19 protein-coding genes are annotated in these 22293 nt (G+C 61.9%); 5 read left to right on the forward strand and 14 right to left on the reverse strand.

Annotation, left to right across the window (positions count from 1 at the left end):
• Positions 1-40: 40 nt before the first annotated feature.
• Positions 41-1165, reverse strand: a complete 1125-nt coding sequence (gene dapE, locus IEY62_RS01800) for a succinyl-diaminopimelate desuccinylase (RefSeq protein WP_189013430.1) — start codon at positions 1163-1165, stop codon at positions 41-43.
• Between the two features lie 85 nt (positions 1166-1250).
• On the opposite strand from dapE, the gene dapD reads away from it, so the two are divergent.
• Positions 1251-2276, forward strand: a complete 1026-nt coding sequence (dapD, locus tag IEY62_RS01805; RefSeq protein ID WP_189013432.1) for a 2,3,4,5-tetrahydropyridine-2,6-dicarboxylate N-succinyltransferase — start codon at positions 1251-1253, stop codon at positions 2274-2276.
• A gap of 13 nt (positions 2277-2289) precedes the next feature.
• Positions 2290-3132, forward strand: a complete 843-nt coding sequence (locus IEY62_RS01810) for a hypothetical protein (protein WP_189013434.1) — start codon at positions 2290-2292, stop codon at positions 3130-3132.
• A gap of 1 nt (position 3133) precedes the next feature.
• Here IEY62_RS01810 and IEY62_RS01815 read toward each other — a convergent pair whose 3' ends face one another.
• Complete coding sequence (locus tag IEY62_RS01815) at positions 3134-3745, reverse strand: hypothetical protein (protein ID WP_189013436.1); 612 nt, start codon at positions 3743-3745, stop codon at positions 3134-3136.
• Positions 3746-3841: 96 nt separating this feature from the next.
• Positions 3842-4465 (reverse strand): TetR/AcrR family transcriptional regulator, encoded by a 624-nt coding sequence (locus IEY62_RS01820; RefSeq protein WP_189013438.1) that lies wholly within the window; start codon positions 4463-4465, stop codon positions 3842-3844.
• A gap of 80 nt (positions 4466-4545) precedes the next feature.
• On the opposite strand from IEY62_RS01820, the gene galE reads away from it, so the two are divergent.
• The gene (galE, locus tag IEY62_RS01825; RefSeq protein WP_189013440.1) at positions 4546-5562 is read left to right on the forward strand and encodes a UDP-glucose 4-epimerase GalE; all 1017 of its coding nucleotides are present in this window, start codon (positions 4546-4548) and stop codon (positions 5560-5562) included.
• Between the two features lie 144 nt (positions 5563-5706).
• On the opposite strand, the gene IEY62_RS01830 is transcribed toward galE, so the two are convergent.
• From IEY62_RS01830 to fdxA, 3 genes are all read right to left on the reverse strand, one after another.
• Positions 5707-6990: a citrate synthase gene (locus IEY62_RS01830; protein WP_024817462.1), complete on the reverse strand. Its 1284-nt coding sequence runs from the start codon at positions 6988-6990 to the stop codon at positions 5707-5709.
• Between the two features lie 232 nt (positions 6991-7222).
• Positions 7223-8371 (reverse strand): succinyldiaminopimelate transaminase, encoded by a 1149-nt coding sequence (gene dapC / locus IEY62_RS01835; RefSeq protein ID WP_189013442.1) that lies wholly within the window; start codon positions 8369-8371, stop codon positions 7223-7225.
• Positions 8372-8385: 14 nt separating this feature from the next.
• A complete protein-coding gene (gene fdxA / locus IEY62_RS01840; protein ID WP_018776555.1) occupies positions 8386-8712 on the reverse strand; it encodes a ferredoxin in 327 nt (108 codons plus the stop codon).
• 134 nt (positions 8713-8846) lie between these two features.
• Between fdxA and IEY62_RS01845 the strand changes: the two genes are divergently transcribed.
• The gene (locus tag IEY62_RS01845) at positions 8847-9083 is read left to right on the forward strand and encodes a putative acetyltransferase (RefSeq protein WP_229784995.1); all 237 of its coding nucleotides are present in this window, start codon (positions 8847-8849) and stop codon (positions 9081-9083) included.
• Here the strand turns inward: IEY62_RS01845 and IEY62_RS01850 are convergent.
• Entirely contained in the window at positions 9031-9447 is a 417-nt protein-coding gene (locus IEY62_RS01850; protein ID WP_189013444.1) for a hypothetical protein, read from the reverse strand. The two genes, IEY62_RS01845 and IEY62_RS01850, sit on opposite strands and share 53 nt — an antisense overlap.
• Positions 9448-9482: 35 nt before the next feature.
• The gene (typA, locus tag IEY62_RS01855; RefSeq protein WP_062072937.1) at positions 9483-11399 is read right to left on the reverse strand and encodes a translational GTPase TypA; all 1917 of its coding nucleotides are present in this window, start codon (positions 11397-11399) and stop codon (positions 9483-9485) included.
• A 283-nt stretch (positions 11400-11682) separates the two neighbouring features.
• Here typA and IEY62_RS01860 point away from each other — a divergent pair, with 283 nt between their 5' ends.
• A complete protein-coding gene (locus tag IEY62_RS01860; protein ID WP_189013446.1) occupies positions 11683-12525 on the forward strand; it encodes an SGNH/GDSL hydrolase family protein in 843 nt (280 codons plus the stop codon).
• Positions 12526-12615: 90 nt separating this feature from the next.
• On the opposite strand, the gene IEY62_RS01865 is transcribed toward IEY62_RS01860, so the two are convergent.
• The 6 genes from IEY62_RS01865 to ychF all read right to left on the reverse strand — a co-directional run bounded on the left by IEY62_RS01865 (position 12616) and on the right by ychF (position 22219).
• The gene (locus tag IEY62_RS01865; protein WP_189013447.1) at positions 12616-14325 is read right to left on the reverse strand and encodes an ABC transporter ATP-binding protein; all 1710 of its coding nucleotides are present in this window, start codon (positions 14323-14325) and stop codon (positions 12616-12618) included.
• A 10-nt stretch (positions 14326-14335) separates the two neighbouring features.
• Complete coding sequence (locus tag IEY62_RS01870; RefSeq protein WP_189013448.1) at positions 14336-15280, reverse strand: ABC transporter permease; 945 nt, start codon at positions 15278-15280, stop codon at positions 14336-14338.
• On the reverse strand, positions 15270-16199 hold the full coding sequence (locus IEY62_RS01875; RefSeq protein WP_079580645.1) for an ABC transporter permease: 930 nt from the start codon (positions 16197-16199) through the stop codon (positions 15270-15272). The genes IEY62_RS01870 and IEY62_RS01875 overlap by 11 nt, the downstream gene beginning before the upstream one ends.
• Positions 16200-16323: 124 nt before the next feature.
• Complete coding sequence (locus IEY62_RS01880) at positions 16324-18006, reverse strand: peptide ABC transporter substrate-binding protein (RefSeq protein WP_189013449.1); 1683 nt, start codon at positions 18004-18006, stop codon at positions 16324-16326.
• Between the two features lie 423 nt (positions 18007-18429).
• Complete coding sequence (locus IEY62_RS01885) at positions 18430-20976, reverse strand: hypothetical protein (protein WP_189013450.1); 2547 nt, start codon at positions 20974-20976, stop codon at positions 18430-18432.
• 157 nt (positions 20977-21133) lie between these two features.
• The gene (gene ychF / locus IEY62_RS01890; RefSeq protein ID WP_189013451.1) at positions 21134-22219 is read right to left on the reverse strand and encodes a redox-regulated ATPase YchF; all 1086 of its coding nucleotides are present in this window, start codon (positions 22217-22219) and stop codon (positions 21134-21136) included.
• Positions 22220-22293: the final 74 nt, after the last annotated feature.

Raw genomic sequence — 22293 nt, forward strand, 5'->3', positions numbered from 1 at the left:
GGCTGCGGACCTTCTTTTTCCCGTGTGCGAACTTTGCGAACTACGGCGTCAGCCATGTCCTGAGCGCGCGGAGGCACTCACGGATGGCATCGGCGTCGACGTGTTCGTTGTCCTTGTGCGCCAGCAGCGGATCGCCGGGCCCGAAGTTCACCGCCGGGATGCCCAGCTCACTGAAACGCGCGACGTCGGTCCATCCGTATTTGGGCTTCGGCTCGGCGCCCACCGCGGCAACAAAGGAAGCAGCCGCCGGGTGGTTCAGTCCCGGTCGCGCGCCGGCGGCGGCGTCCGTGCGGACGACGTCGAAGCCTTCCAGGAGTTCGCGGACGTGGGCTTCGGCCTCATCCGGCGTCTTGTCCGGGGCAAAGCGGTAATTGATCTCAACCACGCAACGGTCCGGGATCACGTTGCCGGCCGTTCCGCCGTTGATCTTTACGGCGTTGAGGCTCTCGCGGTAGTCCAGGCCGTCCACGTTGATGGTCTTGGGCTCGTACGCAGCCAAGCGCCCAAGAATCGGGGCAGCGGCGTGGATCGCGTTAACGCCCATCCAGGCCCGTGCGGAGTGGGCTGTCTCACCGAGCGTGGTGGCCTCGAAACGGCTTGTTCCGTTGCAGCCACCTTCCACCGTGCCGTGGGTCGGCTCCAGAAGTATGGCGAAGTCGCCCTTCAGGAGGTCTCCATGGTTCCGGACCAGCCTCCCAAGACCGCTCTTGACCGCCTCCACTTCCTCATGGTCGTAGAAGACGAAGGTGACGTCCTTGTCCGGCTGCACCCCGCCGTCGAACAGCGTTGCCGCAAGCGCGAGCTGCACCGCGACGCCGCCCTTCATATCAGTGGTGCCGCGACCATACAGAACGCCCTCCCCCGGAGTACCCGATTCCCACGTTGCCGGCACGGTGCCCAGCGATCCTTCAACTGTGGGAAGGGGAACCGTGTCCAGGTGGCCGGCAAGAATGACGCGCTCGGGACGGCCAAGTTCTGTACGGGCGATGATGGCGTCTCCGTCGCGGACCACCGTGTAGTCGGGGATCGCGCGAAGGGCGGCCTCGACGGCGTCGGCCAGTTCGGTCTCGTTGCCGGAGACGCTGTTGAAGTCAATGATCGCGGCCGTCAGCAGGGCAACGTCCTGGCGCAGGTCAAGAAGGGCGGGAGCAGGATTCAGGGTCACTCGTCCAGCTTAATGCCAACAAATGCGACTTCACCGGCATGAGACGCGTTTCAGCCGACCTCCGCCTGCTGGATAGACTTGGCCCATGACTGAAACTGCTTCCTCCGCTGCGCCCGCGAACGCGCCCACCAACGATCGATCAGCTTACGGATTCGGCCTCGCCACCATAGCCACTTCGGCCTCCGGGGAAGCAACCGTTCTGGATGTCTGGTTCCCCGCGCCCTCTCTGGGCGTCGCTGCCGAGACCCTGCGCGACGTCGAAAACGCCGACCCCGCGCTCACGGCCCTTGCCGACTCCGGGAAGGACGCCGACCGCGGCACCGAGCAGAAGGTGGTCTTCGCGCAGATCGATCTCGACGCCGCTCCGGCAGACACTGCCGATGCCTACCTCCGCCTGCACCTTCTGTCCCACCGCCTGGTCAAGCCGAACAGCATCAACCTGGATGGCATCTTCGCAAAGCTCCCCAACGTGGTCTGGACCAACTTCGGTCCGGCTGCCGTCGACGGTTTCGAGCTGACCCGCGCACGCCTGCGCAAGCGCGGCAACGTCGTGGTCTACGGCGTGGACAAGTTCCCGCGCATGGTCGACTACGTTCTCCCCACCGGCGTGCGCATTGCCGACGCCGACCGCGTCCGCTTGGGTGCCCACCTCGCCGAGGGCACCACGGTAATGCACGAGGGCTTCGTGAACTTCAACGCCGGCACCCTTGGCACTTCAATGGTTGAAGGCCGCATCTCGGCTGGCGTTGTGGCCGGTGACGGCACGGACGTCGGCGGCGGCGCTTCCATCATGGGAACGCTCTCCGGTGGCGGCAAGGAAAAGATTGCCCTGGGCGAGCGTGTCCTCTTGGGTGCCAACTCCGGCGTGGGCATCAGCATCGGCGATGACTCCGTAGTTGAAGCCGGCCTCTACGTCACCGCTGGAACGCGTGTCCGGGTCCCTGGCCCCAAGGACGAGAACGGCGAAGACACCAGCCAGATCATCAAGGCTGTGGAACTTTCCGGTGTCCCCAACCTGCTCTTCCGCCGCAACTCCACCACAGGTGGCGTGGAAGTCCTTCCGCGCAAGGGCCAGACGGTGGAGCTGAACGAGGCCCTTCACGCCAACTAGCAGGAGGACATCCGTGCGCCGGTTCCGCCGCGCCATCGTAGCGGTGCTGGCCCTGGCCCTCGTAGCAGGGGCCGTCTATGCAATCGTGGCTGTACTGCAGCGCTCCGAGACCCTGGTCACGGAGCGCTGCGTCGCCGTCGTCGGCTCTGAAAGCCACGAGCTCGCCACGGACCAGGCCGCGAATGCTTCGCTCATCACGGCGATCTCAGTCAAACGTGGCCTGCCGCCCCGGGCCGCCAGCATAGCCTTGGCCACGGCCATGCAGGAATCCAGGCTGCGCAACATCAACTACGGTGACGACGCCGGACCCGACTCCCGGGGCCTGTTCCAGCAAAGGCCGTCCCAGGGCTGGGGCACCGAGGCGCAGATCATGGACCCCGTCTACGCCACCAACGCGTTCTACGACGGCCTGGTCAAGGTGCCCGGATACGAGACCATGGAAATCACCCAGGCCGCCCAGGCTGTCCAACGTTCGGCCTTTCCCCGCGCCTACGCCCAGCATGAGCCCATGGGACGGGCCTTCGCGTCAGCCCTGACCGGACACTCGGAGTCGTCACTGAACTGTGAACTGCGCATGCCCGAAGCGGCAGGCGACCCGGCCGTCGTCGTGGATGAACTTACGACGGCGTTCGGCACCCAGGCGGCCACGGTCCAGGGCCGCTCGGTACAAGTGGACGTTTCCGGTACACAGGCCTGGGCTGTGGCGCACTGGGCCGTGGCAAATGCCAAGACCCTGTCCATCACCCAGGTGGATGTGGCCGGCCAGACCTGGAACCGGGAAAAGCGCGATGGCTGGCACGCTGCCGCGGCACCCTCGGAAATCGTCACCATAACGGTCTCGGCCCCGGCCACCTAGCTCAGGCGAGCATCTCCACTACGGGCTGGACGTAGCTGCGGAAGGCATCAGGCTCCGACATCAGCCGGTGGCTCATGATCATGGTGTCAGGTTCCAGGTACCAGGCACGGGGCTCGTTGAGCGGCAATTCGATGATGGTCAGCTCAAAGTCGCGGGCGCTGCGCCCGACTTCCAGTAATCTGTCCTCCACCATTTCGTTGAGGACCTGCGTCAGGCCATTGGCTTCACGCTCGGCCTCAAGATGGGCGTACTCATCGATCCTGTCCGTCGCCCAGCCCAACGCCGATCCGAAATGTGCTTGCAGGACGCGTTGGAGGGCCGGCGAGTTGCCGAAGGCTTTGAAGCTGGGCGGCGCCAGTTCAGATACCGGCTTGGGATAGGACTTCAGCAGGCTCTCCCACCAGGCTTCCCATTCGGTCTTGAGGGCGTTGATGCCGCCCACGTCAGAGGTGAGATGGCTGTGGTCCGCGTGCCGGACTTTGGGATCGGCGTGGGAGAGACTGGGCCTGCCGGCACCGTCCAGGCCGGCAACATCACGCAAATACAAAGCGATGAGCATCGGTCCGGACGTATCCATGGTGATGCGCCACCCCTGGCCGTCTGATACGTGCATCCCAAGACCTCCATCAGCAGGATACCGACATCTCCCAGTCTATTCCTGATGGGCTGCCCTGTCCCATGCCGTTGGCAGGGCATTGGCGTAGCGGTACTAGGACGCTGCCGGCCCGGACAACGACTTCAAGTGCGATGCCAGTACGTCGCTGCACACCTCGGCCGTCATCCACTCGGGTTGGAGCAGGGCGTGCATGCACAGCCCGTCCAGGGTTGCCAGAAGGCGTTCCGCTTCGGTTACCAGGACTTGCCGGGCATCCGCCTGGCCGGGGTTCAGGAGCAGGATCAGACGACCCACCACGGCTGCCACTGTCCGGTGGCTCCGCTCCGCTTCCGGGGCGAGGACGGGCTTGATGCGAGCGGCGTGACGGAAGGCCATCCAGACGCAGGCGTCCACAGCGAGTTCCTCATCCAAGGGAAGGAACTGGCCCAGGAGATTCAGGACGGCAGCCTGGTGCCCGGGGCTGCCGGCGACTTCCAGTTCAACCTCGGACAGCGCCGTTTCGAGGCGCCCTGCGATGCGGTCAATGACCGCTCCAAAGGAGAAGACCAGGAGTTCGTCACTGCTGGCAAAATAGTGACGAACCGAGCCCACGGCCAATCCGGCTTCGTCCGCCACCTCCCGGAGGGATGCCCGTTCCAAGCCATCACTGGCAATGATCCGGAATACTGCTTGGACTACTTCCTGGCGCCGGGCTTCGGCATCAACAATTTTGGGCACCAGTTGTTTTTAGCACGAACGTGCTTCAACACCGCTCAATACAAAGCGGCGTGGCTCCAATTTCCGATAGCGTAGGGACCATGAAAATTCTTGTCACGGGTGGCACCGGCTACATCGGATCCCACACCGTCTTGTCCCTTCAGGAAGCCGGCCACGACGTCGTCGTGCTGGATAATCTGGTGAACTCCAGCGAAGAATCCCTCCGCCGGGTGTCCGAGCTCACCGGCAAGACCGCCGCCTTCCACAAGGTTGACCTGGTGGACGAGCCCGCCGTCGAGGCCGTGTTTGACCAGCACCAGATCGATGCCGTGATCCACTTTGCGGGCTTGAAGGCTGTAGGAGAGTCCGTCCAGGAGCCGCTCGCTTACTACTACAACAACATCGTGGGCACCCTAAATCTGCTCCGCGCCATGGACAAGCACAATGTGCGCTCCATCGTCTTCAGTTCCTCGGCCACCGTATATGGCGAGCACAACCCGATCCCCTACATCGAGAAGATGGAGATTGGAGCGAACAACCCCTACGGCCGCACCAAGGAACAGATCGAAGACATCCTCTCCGATCTTGGCAACGCCGACGACCGCTGGCATATCGCACTGCTGCGCTATTTCAACCCGGTGGGCGCCCATCCGTCCGGCCGCATCGGCGAGGACCCGCAGGGCATCCCGAACAACCTTGTACCCTTCATCGCACAGGTGGCTGTTGGACGCCGCGAGAAGCTGATGGTCTTCGGCGGGGACTATGACACCCCGGACGGCACGGCCCAGCGCGATTACATCCACGTGGTGGACCTTGCGGATGGCCACGTAGCAGCCCTGAACTACATCGCGGACCGTGCGGGCGTCCGCCGCTGGAACCTGGGCTCCGGCCGCGGCTCCTCGGTCTTGGAGGTCCTGCGGTCCTTCGAGAAGGCCGTGGGCCAGCCAATCCCCTACGAGATCACCGGCCGCCGGGCCGGCGACCTCCCTGCCTTCTGGGCCGACGCTTCCTCAGCCCTTGCGGACCTGGGATGGTCCACCACCAAGACCGTGGACCAGATGTGCGAGGACCACTGGCGCTGGCAGAAGAACAACCCCTTCGGCTACAACGCTTCCTAAAGCAACGCGGGGTCACTTATGGCCCATGTTGGGGCCTCCAAGGGGCCACAAGTGACCCCGCGATGCTTTTTTGGGCGGGAATAACGACGGCGGCCGTCCCACCTCGCGTGAGGTGGGACGGCCGCCGTCGTTGTTGGCCTGAAACTAGTTGGCCGGGTAGTTGCGCTCCGGCTCCCCTGTGTAGAGCTGCCGCGGGCGGCCGATCTTGGTCTGGGGATCGTTGATCATTTCGCGCCACTGGGCAATCCAGCCCGGGAGGCGTCCAATGGCGAAGAGTACGGTGAACATCTTTTCCGGGAAGCCCATGGCCTTGTAGATCAGACCGGTGTAGAAGTCCACGTTCGGGTACAGCTTGCGCTGGATGAAGTAGTCGTCAGCCAGTGCCTTCTCTTCGAGGCGCATGGCGATATCCAGGAGTTCGTCGTTGCCGCCGAGCTTGCCCAGGACTTCGTGTGCCGTGGCCTTGATGATCTTGGCGCGGGGGTCGTAGTTCTTGTAAACACGGTGTCCGAAGCCCATGAGGCGGACGCCGTCTTCCTTGTTCTTGACCTTCTCCATGTAGTCCTCGGGCTTGATGCCGTCAGCCTGGATCTGGCGGAGCATCTTCAGGACGGCCTCGTTGGCACCACCGTGGGCGGGACCGAAGAGGGCGTTGATGCCGGCCGAAACCGAAGCGAAGAGGTTCGCGTTGGACGAGCCCACCAGCCTCACGGTGGAGGTGGAGCAGTTCTGCTCGTGGTCAGCGTGCAGGATGAGCAGGAGGTCCAGTGCCTTGACGACAACCGGGTCCATTTCATACTGCTCAGCCGGGAGACCGAAGCTCAGGCGCAGGAAGTTCTCCACCAGGTTCATGGAGTTGTCCGGATACAGCATCGGCTGGCCGATGGACTTCTTGTGCGCGTAGGCCGCGATGACGGGCAGTTTGGCCATCAGGCGGATCGTGGAAACTTCCACGTGCTCGGCGTTGAACGGATCCAGCGAGTCCTGGTAGAACGTGGACAACGCTGAAACAGCCGAGGACAGCACGGGCATGGGGTGCGCGTCACGCGGGAATCCACCGAAGAAGCCCTTGAGTTCCTCGTGCAGGAGCGTGTGGCGGCGGATTTTCTGATCAAACTCTTCCAGCTCCGTGGGAGTGGGAAGGTTGCCGTAGATCAGCAGGTAGGAAACTTCGAGGAAGCTCGAGTGCTGTGCGAGCTGCTCAATGGGGTAACCGCGGTACCGCAGGATGCCTGCGTCGCCGTCGATGTAGGTGATGGCCGAGGTGGTGGCCGCTGTGTTCATGAAGCCGGGGTCATAGGCAACGGCGCCCGTCTGCTTCAGCAGCTTGGAAACGTCGTAGCCTTCGTTTCCTTCTACAACCTTGATGCGCGGCAGTTCGAGTTCGCCGCCGGCATGGCGCAGTGTCGCGCTGGTGGTCTCAGTCATGGAGTCCCCTTCATGAGGCCTATGGGCCTCTATCGAACGCTTGTCCAACCACCTTCTGGTGTCGCCGCTTTAGGCCCTGCTGTTGCAGGGCTCCAACGGCCGAAGTGCATTCTTAGAGAAGGCCACCATTGATAGTCAGTTAAGAAGTTACCGCCAGTAACCCTGCGGAACTAATCCGTAGCCCCCGGTTACTGGCGGAATGACGCTATTAGTGGCGCAAGTCACAGCATTGTTATGCGTTGGCGACAAGCCTTTCAACTGCGGCATCAATTCGCTCGTCGCTCCCGGTCAGGGCAACCCGGATGAAACCGTTGCCGGCGTCGCCGTAGAAGACTCCCGGACCCACCACAATGCCGAGGTCGGCGAACCGTGCGACCGTGTCCCAGGTGGCCTCGCCGGCTGTGGACCACAGGTAAAGCCCGGCCTTGGACTCGTGAATCGTCAATCCGAATTTCTCCAAGGCAGGAACGATCCGTTCGCGCCGTCCCCGGTAGAGGTCCTTCTGCGCGAGCACATGGTCGGAATCGCCCAAGGCCACGCGCATGGCTTCCTGGACAGGGAAGGGCACGATCATGCCTGCATGCTTGCGGCTGTTGACCAGGTTGGCAATGATCGCGGAATCACCCGCGACGAAGGCTGCCCGGTAACCCGCAAGGTTGGATTGCTTGCTCAACGAGTAGACGCACAGCAAGCCATCGGTGGACCCGTCCGTGACCCGGGGATCCAGGATGCTGGGGACAGCCTCTCCCCCGCGCTGGGCATCCCACTCACCCCAGCCAAGTTCTGCGTAGCATTCGTCCGAGGCCACCACGGCACCCAGCTCACGGGCCTGGGCCACGATCCGGCGGAGGGACACGACATCCCGGACACTGCCCGTGGGGTTGCCCGGAGAGTTGATCCAGATCAGACGGACCTTGGCGCGGGTGGCGGGGTCCAGCTCATCCAGGTCATCTGCAGCAACCGCAGTGGCACCTGCCAGTGAGGCGCCAATGTCATAAGTCGGGTACGCGACGGTAGGCCGGACCACCACGTCACCGGCGCTCAATCCGAGCAGAAACGGCAGCCAGGCAACCAGTTCCTTGGAACCCACCGTGGGCATGACGTCCTTGGGATCCAACCCGGGCACCCCGCGCCTGCCGGCGAACCAGTCAACAACAGCCTGACGAAGTGCCTCAGTGCCGTGCACCGTCGGATAGCCGTGGGCATCCGCTGCGTTGGCCAGCGCATCCCGGATCAGTCCGGGCGTGGGATCCACCGGCGTTCCGATGGAAAGGTTCACCGCACCGCCGGGGTGTTTGGCAGCCTTGGCGACATACGGCGCCATGGCTTCCCATGGGTAGTCAGGCAGGTTCAGGCCGAAAGCCGGTGCCGCTGAGATCAACCTAGCTACCGCCCTTAGTGGTCTTGGTTCTGCGGGGGCAGGGCAGCGATGAACGGGTGATCCTTACCCGTGTTGCCGATCTTGGCCGCTCCACCCGGAGAGCCGAGGTCGTCAAAGAACTCGACGTTGGCCTTGTAGTAGTCGGCCCATTCTTCCGGGGTGTCATCCTCGTAGTAGATGGCCTCTACCGGGCATACGGGTTCGCAGGCACCACAGTCGACACATTCGTCGGGGTGGATGTAGAGGGAACGCTCACCTTCGTAAATGCAGTCGACAGGGCATTCTTCAATACATGCCTTGTCCTTGACATCCACACACGGCTGCGCGATTACGTACGTCACGTCCCAGACCTCTCCACGGTTTGTCCCGGCGATGGCCGGGTAATACTGCCGGCATCATGCCGGGCACTCAACTTCTGAGCCTATTATCCAACAGTGCGATCACGCCAACCTAGCCCGCGTCTTAGTATGAAACGGTGAATCCGCCACACTTGCCTCCGCGACAGTTCCTGCTCAACGCAACTCCGGGCATCCGGGTGGTGGTGCGCTACAAAATCGAGGACGGCCTTACGGACGCCCTGGGCTATCTGGTGGCCAGCAACGACACCGTTTGCACGGTACGGACCCGCACCTCCGACGTCGACATCCCGTTGGCGATGGTCATCGCCGCGAAAGAGGTTCCGCCTCCACCGCCGCGGCGACAGGCGAGGTAGTTCGAAGGCGGCTGGCCGCCACCAACATGACCAGCGTCACAGCGCAGATCCCGAAAACCCACACGTTTCCCACAGCATCGCCCAGCACCAACTGCTTGTCCGGCCCCGCCGACGACAAAACGCCGACGACGGCATAACCCACCACGCCTGCCACCGCCGTCGGGACTATGGAGCGCGACCAGGCCGCCAACCATAACTGCACAGAAGCGACGAGCACCAGAGCCGCTGCAACGCCCCAGAAGACCTCGACGCCGGAGAACTGGACGGTTTGCCGGTGCAGGGCGGTTCCTGCTGCAGCAACGAAAAGAGCCGCCGGTACGGCCGCGGCTATGCCACGGATCGTACCGGCGACCCTCTTCTTCATGTAGCTGTCCCTAGCTGGTTATGAACCAGTAAGGGCTAGGACTTGGCGCGGGCGCGGTTGGCCTTTGCACGCTCATTGGAGTCCAGAATGACCTTGCGGATACGGATGGATTCCGGGGTCACCTCGACGCACTCGTCCTCGCGGGCGAATTCGAGGGACTCTTCGAGGGTAAGATCGCGCGGCGGCGTCAGGTTTTCGAAGGTGTCGGAGGAAGCTGCACGCATGTTGGTGAGCTTCTTTTCCTTGGTGATGTTGACGTCCATGTCGTCGGCGCGGGAGTTCTCGCCCACGATCATGCCTTCGTAAACCTCGGACGTGGGCTTCACGAAGAAGGAGCCGCGTTCCTGCAGGTTGATCATGGCGAACGGCGTCACAACACCGGCACGGTCGGCGATCATCGAACCGTTGGTGCGGTACTCGATGGGGCCGGCCCACGGCTCGTAGCCTTCGGAGATGGATGCCGCAATACCGGCACCGCGGGTGTCCGTCAGGAACCTGGTGCGGAAACCGATCAGGCCACGTGCCGGAACGATGAACTCCATGCGGCACCAGCCGGTGCCGTGGTTGGCCATGTTGGTCATGCGGCCCTTGCGGGCTGCCATGAGCTGGGTGACGGCGCCGAGGTACTCTTCCGGTACGTCGATGGTCATGTGTTCCATCGGCTCGTGGAGCTTGCCGTCAATGGTCTTGGTGACAACCTGCGGCTTGCCCACGGTCAGCTCGAAGCCTTCACGGCGCATCTGCTCTACCAGGATGGCCAGCGCGAGCTCGCCACGGCCCTGGACTTCCCAGGCGTCGGGACGCTCGGTGGGGAGCACCTTGATGGAGACGTTACCGATGAGCTCCTTGTCCAGGCGGTCCTTCACCTGGCGCGCGGTGACCTTGGCACCCTTGACCTTGCCGGCCAGCGGCGAGGTGTTGATGCCGATGGTCATGGAGATCGCGGGATCATCCACCGTGATGAGCGGCAGCGGCTGCGGGTTCTCGGCATCCGTCAGGGTTTCACCGATGGTGATCTCCTCGATGCCGGCAACAGCAACGATTTCACCGGGGCCAGCCGATTCGGCAGGAACGCGGGTGAGGGCCTTGGTTGCCAGCAGCTCGGTGATCTTGACGTTCTTGAGTTCACCGTTGGCGCGAGCCCAAGCGACGGTCTGGCCCTTGCGGAGCGTGCCGTTGTAGATGCGCAGCAGGGCGAGACGGCCAAGGAACGGCGATGCGTCCAGGTTGGTCACGTGCGCCTGCAGCACGCCGTCCGGGTTGTACGTCGGAGCGGGGATGTGCTCAATGATGGTCTTGAAGAGGGGCTCAAGGTCCTCGTTCTCCGGGGCCGAGCCGTTGGCCGGCTGGTCCAGGGACGCGCGGCCAACCTTGGCGGCGGCGTAGACAACGGGAACCTCAAGGACCTTGTCCAGGTCGAGGTCCGGAACTTCGTCCGCGAGGTCCGAAGCCAGGCCCAGGAGCAGGTCCATGGACTCGTGGACAACCTCGTCGATGCGGGCATCGGGGCGGTCGGTCTTGTTGACCAGGAGGATGACGGGCAGGTGCGCGGCAAGGGCCTTGCGGAGCACGAAGCGGGTCTGCGGCAGGGGACCCTCGGAAGAGTCAACCAGCAGGACGACGCCGTCGACCATGGACAGACCGCGCTCCACCTCGCCACCGAAGTCGGCGTGGCCGGGGGTGTCGATCACGTTGATGGTGATGGTCTCGCCGTTGGACGACGGGCCGTTGTAGGCAACCGTGGTGTTCTTGGCGAGGATGGTGATGCCCTTTTCGCGCTCCAGGTCACCGGAGTCCATGACGCGGTCCTCAACCTCACCGTGGGAAGCGAAGGAGTTGGTCTGCTTGAGCATGGCGTCGACCAGGGTGGTCTTACCGTGGTCAACGTGTGCGACGATCGCGACGTTGCGCAGATCGCTCCGCGACGCAGTGTTGGTGATGGTTTCAGACATGCGGTAATGACTCGATTCAGTGGTGAAGTCAGCTGTTTGTATCCGCGCGCATACCTGATCGACTTGATCGGAACACACAGCGAAAAGACCCCGGGACACAGGGCACCTGCATCCAGTCTAAACGCAGATGCATTTCTGAGCCTAAAAAGCAAGCCATCACCCCCCGTATTGTGGTGGCGGTCACAGCAGGTCACGTGTTCGTAAACACAAGTCAAGATGCTGGATTTTCCCGCCCGGGTGCCCCATGATTGCAGCAGAACCAGTGCCCCACGGAGACCAATCAATGCGTCAATCTTCGGCCGTGTTCCGCATGATCGCACCATTGATCGCCGTCGGCGTTCTTTTGGTGGGTTGCGGACCAAGCCCAGTGCCCAGCAGTGCCCCCTCGCAATCAGCCGCGCCTGCGCCGGCCCAGACGGCGGCCTCGGATAAGCCGCTCAGGGTTGCCCCTGCACCCAGCGCCCTGAATCTCCCTGCCGGTTCCCTTTACAAAAACCCGACGAACAACCGCAACGAATTGGTGTTGGCCGACGTGCGCCACACCGCCGTGCTGATCGGCGACTCACAGGCCATGCCTGCAGGTTCCTGGCCGCAGCAAGGCATCGCAGCCCTGGGGTACAAACTGCACGTGGTGGGCATGGGCGGTACCGGATACGTCGCCACCAACGGCAAGACCGGCAACTACATCGACGCGCTGCAGCGCGGCGACTGGGTCCTCCCCTACGGCGAGCCACCTCTGATCGTGGTGGAAGGCGGCGGAAACGACGCCACACAGCGCGCCACGGATGCTCAGATCACCGGCAACGCCGAGCGGTTGCTCGCCGCCTTGAAAACCCGCTACCCAGGCTCACGCCTGGCCATGATCGGCACCCTCGCCCGCGGCATCAGCAACGGAGGAGGACGCCGAACGGAAGTGGACGCCCTGCTGGGCCGGATCGCTGCCAAGCACGGCATCCCGTTCGTCAGTGCCGGCGACTGGCTCACCCGTTACGACGCCATCGGCGACCTTCAGGACGGGGTCCATTTGCGGGCAACCGGACACGCAAAGCTTGGTGTGGCCCTGGCCCGGGAACTCACGGCGTTGGGCCTCACTGCCCGCCCGGACAACCCCCAGCCTGCCAAGTAGACAACCGAACTTAAACGGCAAGAGCCGGTGGCTCCCTCTCCAGGGAACCACCGGCTCTTCTGCTGAACCGCAGCAGGATTACGACGCCGGTCAGGCCACCGCGGGCGGCAGCAGGAGCGAGCCACCGGGAATCGCATCCAGGAGTGCCTGGGTGTAGGCCTCCCGCGGGTTATCGAAGACGTCATCCGTGCTGCCCGTTTCCACAAGCTTGCCCTTTTCCATGACGCAGACGTGGTCTGCGATCTGGCGGACTACGGCGAGGTCGTGGGTGATGAACAGATAGGTCAAACCGAGGTTGTCCTGGAGATCGGCCAACAGGTTCAGGACCTGGGCCTGGACCAGGACGTCCAGAGCGGATACGGCCTCGTCACAGATGATGACTTCAGGATCCAATGCCAAGGCACGCGCGATGGCAATACGCTGACGCTGGCCGCCTGAGAGCTCGTTCGGGTACCGCTGCATCATGGACTGCGGCAAAGCCACCTGGTCCAACAGCTCACGGACCTTCTTTTCACGGCTGGCCGCATTTCCGATCTTGTGCACGCGCAACGGCTCTTCAATGGTCCGGAAGATGTTGTACATCGGGTCCAGGGAACCATAGGGATCCTGGAAGATCGGCTGCACACGGCGACGGAACTTGAACAAATCCTTGCCCTTGAGCCCCGCTGTGTCCACACCGTCGAAAACGATCTGGCCCTCTGTGGGCTTTTCCAACTGGAGAACCATTTTGGCCACAGTGGACTTGCCCGAACCGGACTCGCCCACAATGGCCGTCGTGGTCCCCCGCTTTACCGTAAAGCTGACATCGTCAACCGCAGCGAAGTCGGACGTCTGACCGAGGCCCTGTCGCAACTTGTAGATTTTGCGCAGGTTCTTGATCTGGAGAATTTCATCCGTGGAGCGTTCCTTGGCAACAGCCACAGGAGCCAGCAAGTCCTCGGCTTCCACCCCCTGTTCCTTGGCAACCTGGATCCGGCGCGAGGCCAGCGAAGGTGCCGACTCAACGAGGCGACGGGTGTAGGGGTGCTGCGGGTTGCGGAGCAGTTCCAGGGAAGGTCCCGCCTCCACCACATTGCCCTGGTACATCACGATGACTTTGTCCGCGCGCTCGGCAGCAAGACCGAGGTCGTGGGTGATGAGCAATACGGACGTACCAAGCTCCGTAGTCATCTTGTCCAGGTGATCCAGGATCCTCCGCTGAACTGTGACATCCAGTGCGGACGTCGGTTCGTCGGCGATCAAGAGCTTGGGCTGGCAGCTCAGGCCGATGGCGATAAGCGCGCGCTGACGCATACCACCGGAAAACTCGTGCGGATACTGCTTGGCACGCCGTGCAGCATCAGGAAGCCCGGCCTCGGCAAGAACGCGTGCGACGTCTTCGGGTCCGTCCGGACGACCATTGGCCTTCAAGGTCTCACGGACCTGGTAACCGATCTTCCACACAGGGTTCAGGTTGGACATCGGATCCTGGGGAACCATGCCGATGTGGCTGCCTCGGAGTTCGATCATGCGCTTTTCCGGCGCATGGGCGATGTCTTCGCCGTCGAGCAGAATCTGCCCACCCGAGACGCGGCCGTTGTTGGGCAACAGGCCGATGGCGGCCAGCGCCGTCGTCGACTTTCCTGAACCCGACTCACCCACAATGGCGACCGTCTCGCCCGGCATGATGGTCAGGTGGGCGTTCTTTACCGCCTTGACCTCGCCGGAGCCGGTCTTGAAGGTGATGGCCAGGTCCTTGATCTCCAGGATTGGCCGTACTGGTGCAGTGGCTTCATCAATTCTGATGTTGGCAGAAGTCATGTTCGCCTCCTTAGCGCTGACGGCTCTTGGGATCAAGAGCATCGCGGACGGCGTCGCCAAGCATGATGAAGCTCAGGACGGTGATGGACAGGGCGGCTGCCGGGTAGAGCAGGATACCGGGATTGGTACGGATGGACGCATTGGCCGCGGAGATGTCGTTACCCCATGACATCACGCTGCCGGGCAGACCAACACCCAGGAATGACAGGGTGGCTTCCAGAACAATGAAGACACCCAGTTCAAGCGTTGCCAGCACGATCACCGGAGCGAGGGCATTCGGCAGTGCGTGCTTGACCAGGGCACCGAACTTGGAGACACCCAGCGAACGGGCAGCGGTGACAAAGTCCGCATTGCGCACTTCGATGACCGCACCACGGGTGATGCGTGCCATTTGCGGCCATGCCAGCAGGGATATGGTCATGACCACGGTCCAGACGCTCCTGTTCTCACGGAACAACGGAAGCTGCGTGATGACCAATGCACCAAGGATGATCGGCAAGGCGAAGAAGATGTCGCCAAGGCGGGCCAGGACGGCGTCAAGCCATCCACCGTAGTAGCCGGCCAAGGCTCCGAGTGTGACACCGATGATGACGACGGCGAGAACGGACAGAACGCCCACCGACAGTGACGCCTGCGTACCGTGGATGACCCGGGAGTAAACGTCGCAACCCTGCAAGGTAAAGCCAAGCGGGTGGCCTGCTGTGGGTGCACCTTCAGAGTTGGACAGCTGGCAGTCATTGTTGGGCTCGACACTTGTGAAGAGTCCAGGGAACAGCGCAACAGTCACCAGGAGCAGGATCAGAAGCGAGGAAACAATAAACAGGGGGCGACGCCGCAGCTTGCGCCACGCATCAGCCCACAGGCTCAGGGGCGCCTGATCTGTCTTGACAGCATCAGTTGCCAGAAGCGGTGTCTCCTCGACAGGAGCCACGAAGTGTTCAGTATTACTGGTCATAGCGGATCCTCGGGTCAAGCCAGGCGTACAGGAGGTCAACAAGGAGGTTGGTGATAACGAAGACCAGGACCAGGACGCTGACGATGGCTACGATGGTCGGCCCCTCGCTGCGCTGGATGGCCTGGAAGAGTTTGTTTCCAACTCCCGGCACGTTGAAGATGCCCTCCGTAACAATGGCGCCGCCCATGAGGCCACCAAGGTTCGCACCCAGGTAGGTCACCACTGGAATCAAGGAGTTCCTGAGGATGTGGGCAATAACCACGCGGGGACGGGAGAGCCCCTTCGCGGTGGCGGTCCGGACGTAGTCAGCGTTCATGTTTTCGCTGACTGATGCCCGCGTAAGACGAAGGACGTAGGCGAAGGACACGAGTCCAAGGACTACAGCGGGAAGAATCAGGTTGCCCCAGTCAGCATTGGCACCCACTGTGGGCTTTGCCCAACCGAGTTGAACGCCAAAGATGAGCTGGAAAACGAAGCCGAGAACGAACGTCGGAACAGCGATCACCAGGAGTGAGACGACCAGGACCGTGGAATCGAACAGCTTGCCCTTCTTCAGCCCGGCGAAGACACCGAAGGCGATGCCGAAGACTGCCTGGATGATCAGGGCCTCGATCGCAAGCATGGCCGTTACGGGGAACGCCCTGGCAAGAGCGGCAGCGATGGGCTGCTGTGTGAAGTCGACGCCAAGGTTAAAGGTGAACAGGTTCTTGAGGAAGAGTCCATACTGAACCCAGAACGGCTGGTCCAGGTTGTACTGCGCCCGCAGGGCGTCGATAACGCTCTGCGGAGGCTGGCGCTCACCGAAGAGCGCAGCAATTGGGTCTCCGGGGAGTGCGAAAACCATGTAATACACGAGGAGCGTGGTCCCCAGGAATACCGGGATGACCTGGAGGAGCCTGCGGAAAATGAAGCGAACCACCGGTCACCCCTCTCCGTTGGTTGGGCGTTGGAATGTCATGTGTGCCTTCCTGCCAAGCAAGCAAGGGGGGCCCGGCGCGTTGGCCGGACCCCCTTTGCCTTACGGCAAGTTCAGATCCTGAGGACTACTTGGCCTCAATGTCGAAGTAACGGATGCCGCCGTTCCAGCCGGTTTCAGCTGAGACGACATTGTTGCTCCAGACGATCGGGGTTGCGCGGTACCACAACGGCAGGCCGGGGAGGTCCTTGAAGAGGACTTCCTGTGCCTGGTTGAACTTCTTGTTGGCGTCCTCTGGCGTCTTGGCTGCAAGGCCTTCCTTGAGGAGCTTGTCGAACTCAGGGTTCGAGTACTTCTCATAGTTGGACGATGCGTTGGTTGCCCAAACCGGTCCCAGGAAGTTGTAGAGGGACGGGTAGTCGCCCTGCCAGCCGGCGCGGGTCAGACCCGGGAGGGACTGCGACTTGCGCAGGTCGAGAACTTCAGCAAACTTGGCGAACGGCTGGATTTCAGCCTGGATGCCGAGGTTGTTCTTGAAGCCGTTTGCAACGGCGTCGATCCATTCCTTGTTGCCACCATCAGTGTTGGAGGCGATGAGGAGCGGCTTGGAGCCGTCGTAGGGCTTGATCTTCTCAGCCTGTGCCCACAGATCCTTGGCCTTCTGGACGTCGAACTTCAGGACGTCGCTGCCGGGGATGGAATCGTTGTAACCGTCGAGGACCGGTGCGGTGAACTCAGTGGCCGGGGTACGCGTGCCGTTGAAGATGACCTTGGTGATCTCTTCACGGTTGATGGCGTGGGACAGAGCCTGGCGACGCAGCGTTCCAGCTTCACCCTGGAAGTTCGGGTTGTAGCCCGGGATGTTCAGGGTGGAGTTGTTGGCGTTCGGACGGGTGGAGTTCCGGTCCGGGAAGTCCGTGGTGTAGGTCTTCAGGGCGTTCGACGGAACGACGTCGGTGACGTCGAGGTTGTCAGCCTGGAGATCCGTGTATGCGGGGCCGGGATCGGTGTAGAACTTGAAGGTCACGCCACCGTTCTTGGCGGCACGCGGTCCGCTGTAGTCCGGGTTCTTGACCAGGGAGATGGACTGGTCGTGTACCCAGGCACCTTCCTTCTCAAACTTGTACGGGCCGTTGCCGATGGGGTTCTCGCCGAACTTCTTCGGGTCCTTCAGGGCCTCGGAAGGAAGCGGGTAGAAGGCGGAGTAACCAAGACGCAGGGACCAGTCAGCCTCCGGCTGGGAGAGCTTGACCGTAATGGTCTGGTCGTCCTTGGCAGCGAGACCGGACATGGTCTGTGCCGTCGGCGCCGGAGTGGAGGTCTTCTTGCCGTCAGCGCCTGTGGTCTCGTTGACCGCACTGACGTCGGCGTAGCCTTCGATGGATTCGAAGAAGAAGCCGTTGTTCTGGAGGTTGGTGCTCAGTGCGGCGAAGTTCCAGGAATCAACGAAGGTCTTGGCCGTGATGGCCTCTCCGTTGGTGAACTTGGCGCCGGACTTGACCTTGATGGTCCAGTTCTGCGAGTCGGTGGTCTCGATCGAATCTGCCAGGGCGTTGACCGGCTTGCCGTCGGAGTCGTAGGCACGAAGGCCTTCGAACAGCAGCTCCACGACGCGGCCACCGTACACCTCGTTGGTGTTGGCCGGCAGCAGCGGGTTCTGCGGTTCGTTGCTGTATGCGGAGATGACCTTGTTCGGGTCAGCTGCGGCAGAGCTGTTGTTGTTGCTGCCGCCGCCGCCGCCGCAACCGGTCACTGCGAGGGCGATGATCGCCGCTACGCCTAGAGCTTTGGAAGTGCGCGAGAAACGCATTCCGCCTCCTATGAGTCGGGAAGTTGATCAGGGGAATTTTGGTAGGTTCCCCCAAGGCAGGGCACAGATTCCTACTGTGACGTTGCCTACATGTGAGTGTAAGCCTACCCACATTGCGTCCGGATGTTGGAACATGCTGGCCAAACTGTAACCGTTCCGCAACCTCTACATGCCTAAAACGCCGGGAATTTCAAGTCAAACGTTACCCAGTGGTAGCATTCGCTGTCTGACAGCAGGACAGGACGTATTTCGGGCGTAGAAGCAACCCGGTTCCCACTTCATTTCTCGCCCCGTGGATGAGCGGGGTCACTGGCAACGGCAGTTCCGTGACCGCTTTTCTCGTTGGCTTTCCCTGAAACTTAAAGTTCTTCATACTGCTGAGGCCCCTCCCGGCGAACCGGGAAGGGCCTCAACGTGTGGATCCTAGTAGTCGTTGAACGACACCTTTACCTTGCCACCATCCATGCTGATGTTGGCGCTCAGTGAGACTGAGGTGGTGTCCGTTGTGGTTTTCCAGTCCGGCGTCCCGAAACCATATGAGTTGTCCTTCTCGTAAGTGACGGTCGCTTTCCCCGGATTCGACGTGCGTACACGCCAAGGGGTTTCGCCGTAGCCCTTGCTGACAACGAACGTGGGCTTGGTGGTGAGTGCCCAGCGGAAGTTCTTTGTGTAGCGCGAGGAACTGTAGCTGTTCAAAGGGCAATTGGCTGGCCGGGCCTCGGTGGACTTCACACATTCAGCCAGGTAGGCATCGATTTGGGCCATCACCTCTGTCTTCAATGCTTCGGAAGCTTCCACCTTCAGGCTGGCCGCTGAAGAAGTCGACACCGTGCCGATGGTCACCATCGTGGTCAGCTTCGGAGCCGTCAGGTACTTCTCCGAGGATGGCAACTCCACCGTGTACTCGCCGGGCAAGGCGGGATATGTCACGGAGCGGCTGTCGGAGAGATTGACATCAACTGGCTGTCCATTGATCAGGAGGGTCTTCACCGGGGTGTCGGACGAAATGCGCAACGTCCGGGGAGACGCAGAGTCCATGACCCAGTGATCGTCCAAGAACTCCGGGTTGGACTTATGCAAACGGTAGGTCGTTTGCTGTCTCCGGCCGTCCTGGTACATGGCCGCAACCACGGTGGCTGTGTCGTTCGAGACACTCGTCGACAAGATCTCGAACCTGTCGATGCGCTTGCCCGCCTTGGAATAGACCTCATCGGTCAGCAGAATTCGTTGGTCACTGGCGACGCCGGGATCGGCGATGGCCATCGCTTTGGATGCCTCGCCGTTCTGCATCGCTTGGAGGTAGCCGGCTACGGCCTTGTCTGGTCCGTTGTTGCCCTTGATCATATCGACGGCGATGAATCCCCCGACGACCAGTACGACCACCAGACCTGCTGCTCCCAGGATCAGGCTCAGCTTGCGCTTCGCCTGGGGAGTCATGGGCTCCCTGGGTGCCATGGCCGGGTAGCCCGCAGCGTCAGCCGGCACGGATTGACCGTCATCAGGAGCCGTGGCCGCCTGCTCAGCAGCGACAGGCCGGGCAGGAGCGATCCTGCCCGCCACGGACAAGGGCACATAGCTGCTCAACCGGGGCGCGAGGAAACGTGCTGAAACTTCCGTTGCGCCGCCCCAAAGCAGCAAGAAGAACGGCGTCCACCACGCCAGCGTCATACTGACGGACCCCGAAGCCAGTGACCCGGCGTCGAACGTTCCTGTTACACCACTGAGCCACGTCATCAGCGTCCCGGCCACAAGGAAGGCAGCGGGAAGCAGGACCCAGTCGGTGATCTTGTTGCTGACCATCGGCCCCCGGCGCAGGTACCAGAAAACAGAAGCCACCACGACAGAGATCAATGCCAGGAGAAGCATCAGCCACCCGGCCCAGCCCGGCACGCCGAATTGGGTGAGTGCATTGCCGAATCCAAAGCTGATATCCGAGCCTGATGAATTTGACGACGACATGCTGGAACCGGAATTCCAGGTGCGACTGACGGCACTCAGGTGGCCCAATCCGAACATGAAAAAGCCTGCCGTGGGCGCCCACAAAGGTGAGGAGAGCGAGGCCTGCCATCCGGACTTAATGCCCATGGCAATTACCAGGACGGGAATCGCAATGGCAAGAAATGCACCATAATGAACGGCCACAGCTTCGAAGGCCCGACCAATTGCGGCACCCGGCCCACTACGCGCCGGGACGCGCGGTTTACCCGATATCCGGCCCAAATATGCGGCAAGGGTTCCAAGGATCAGCGCAAAAAACACAGAGCCAAAGGTCACGGCCCCGATCGAGCTGATCTTCACGTTGGAAACGGGCAGGTTCACGGCAAATATCGCGCCGAAGATGTTGACCAGGAGAGTGAATACGAGGCCGGCTGTTGCTGCCTCGATCCAGATTCCGGCCGTGGTGTGGGCGTTGGACCGCTTGGCGGCAATCCGTGCGGCAAGGAACAGGACCGCAACTGAGATGGCAGTCAACAACAGTGGAACGGCAAAGAATGATGCTGAACCTTTGACGCTGCCAACTAAGGGGATGGTTGCGTCGATGCTCGTGCCAAGCGCCCCAAGCTGGCTCATGACCACCACTTGAACGGCCAACTGACCCATCAGGGACCAGGGGGACGGCATGCTGCTGCTATTGCCGCCGGAAACCATCGAATTGGACGGTAGATCGGTGTTGCCGCCGTTGCTGAGGGCGATACCTATAAGAGCCAGAATCAGGAAGAGAAGTGCGGTGATGAGAACGGCCGCATAGGAAATGGCCCCCACCACGGCCCCCGGAATCAGCGACTTGGCGTCAAAGGAATTGACGACGCCGGACAACGGCCCGCTTTTGAGGCCGGCGTTGGTAGAGCCGAAATTTTTGGCGCCGGTCTCTGCGCCGATGACTGAAGGGCTGTCCGGTGCCGCATTGTGCGGGACTGTATTCTGCGGCGGCCCGTCCGGCGCGGCAGGCGGTTGATGTGGTTCGGTCATGACAATTTCCCCCTATTGTTTTCTCTACAGCTCATGGTGCCATAGCCAGGCATGTTTCACGGGGTCGTCATAACCGGCGGACTACCCCGGCACACACCACAAAAAAATAAGCCGCCCTCCGATTCACGGGGGGCGGCATATTTCCATCTAATAAAATCTAGACATTAAAGCGGAATTCAACCACATCGCCGTCGGCCATTACATACTCTTTGCCTTCGATGCGGACCTTCCCGCGGGACTTTGCCTCGGCCATGGATCCTGCCTCGATGAGGTCATCGAAGGAGACAACTTCGGCCTTGATGAAGCCACGCTGGAAGTCGGAGTGGATCACGCCTGCTGCCTGCGGTGCGGTGTCGCCCTGCCGGATGGTCCATGCACGGGTTTCCTTGGGGCCGGCCGTAAGGTAGGTCTGCAGGCCGAGCGTGTGGAACCCGACGCGTGCCAGCTGGTCGAGGCCTGATTCGGACTGGCCGTTCATTTCCAGCATCTCGCGGGCCTCTTCCTCGTCCAGTTCAACGAGGTCGGATTCGAGCTTGGCGTCAAGGAATACAGCGTCTGCGGGCGCCACCAGGGCGCGCAGTTCTTCCTGCTTGGCGGAGTCGCCAAGGATTCCCTCGTCCGCGTTGAAGACGTAGATGAACGGCTTGGCCGTCAGGAGTCCGAGCTCCTTGAGGTGGCCCATTTCGAGCTTGTCGCTCTTGATGGAGGAGAAGATGGTGTCGCCACGTTCCAGCACTGCCTGGGCGGCCTTAATGGCGGCCAGTTCTGCGGCGTCGCGCTTCTTGATCTTGACTTCTTTTTCGATGCGCGGGATGGCGTTTTCGATGGTCTGAAGGTCAGCGAGGATCAGTTCGGTGTTGATGGTCTCCATGTCGGAGCGCGGGTCGACCTTCCCGTCGACGTGGATGACATCGGGGTCGTCAAAAACGCGGACAACCTGGGCGATGGCTTCAGCCTCGCGGATGTTGGCCAGGAACTTGTTGCCCAGGCCTTCGCCTTCGGATGCGCCCTTGACGATACCGGCGATGTCCACGAAGGACACGGGAGCGGGCAGCAACTTCTGCGAACCGAAGATCTCGGCCAGCTTCGCCAGGCGGGGGTCCGGCAGGTTCACGACGCCAACGTTGGGCTCGATCGTAGCGAACGGGTAGTTCGCTGCGAGCACCTGATTGCGGGTCAGTGCGTTGAAAAGGGTTGATTTGCCGACGTTGGGCAGTCCGACGATGCCAATAGTAAGAGCCACGAGCATTGATTCTACCCGTAGGAAGCGCGTCCCCGCTTGCCTTGGGAAGTCAGAGCGCCTCCTGCCGGGCGCCT

This window comes from Paenarthrobacter histidinolovorans (assembly GCF_014647595.1).
Classification (GTDB): Bacteria; Actinomycetota; Actinomycetes; order Actinomycetales; family Micrococcaceae; genus Arthrobacter; species Arthrobacter histidinolovorans.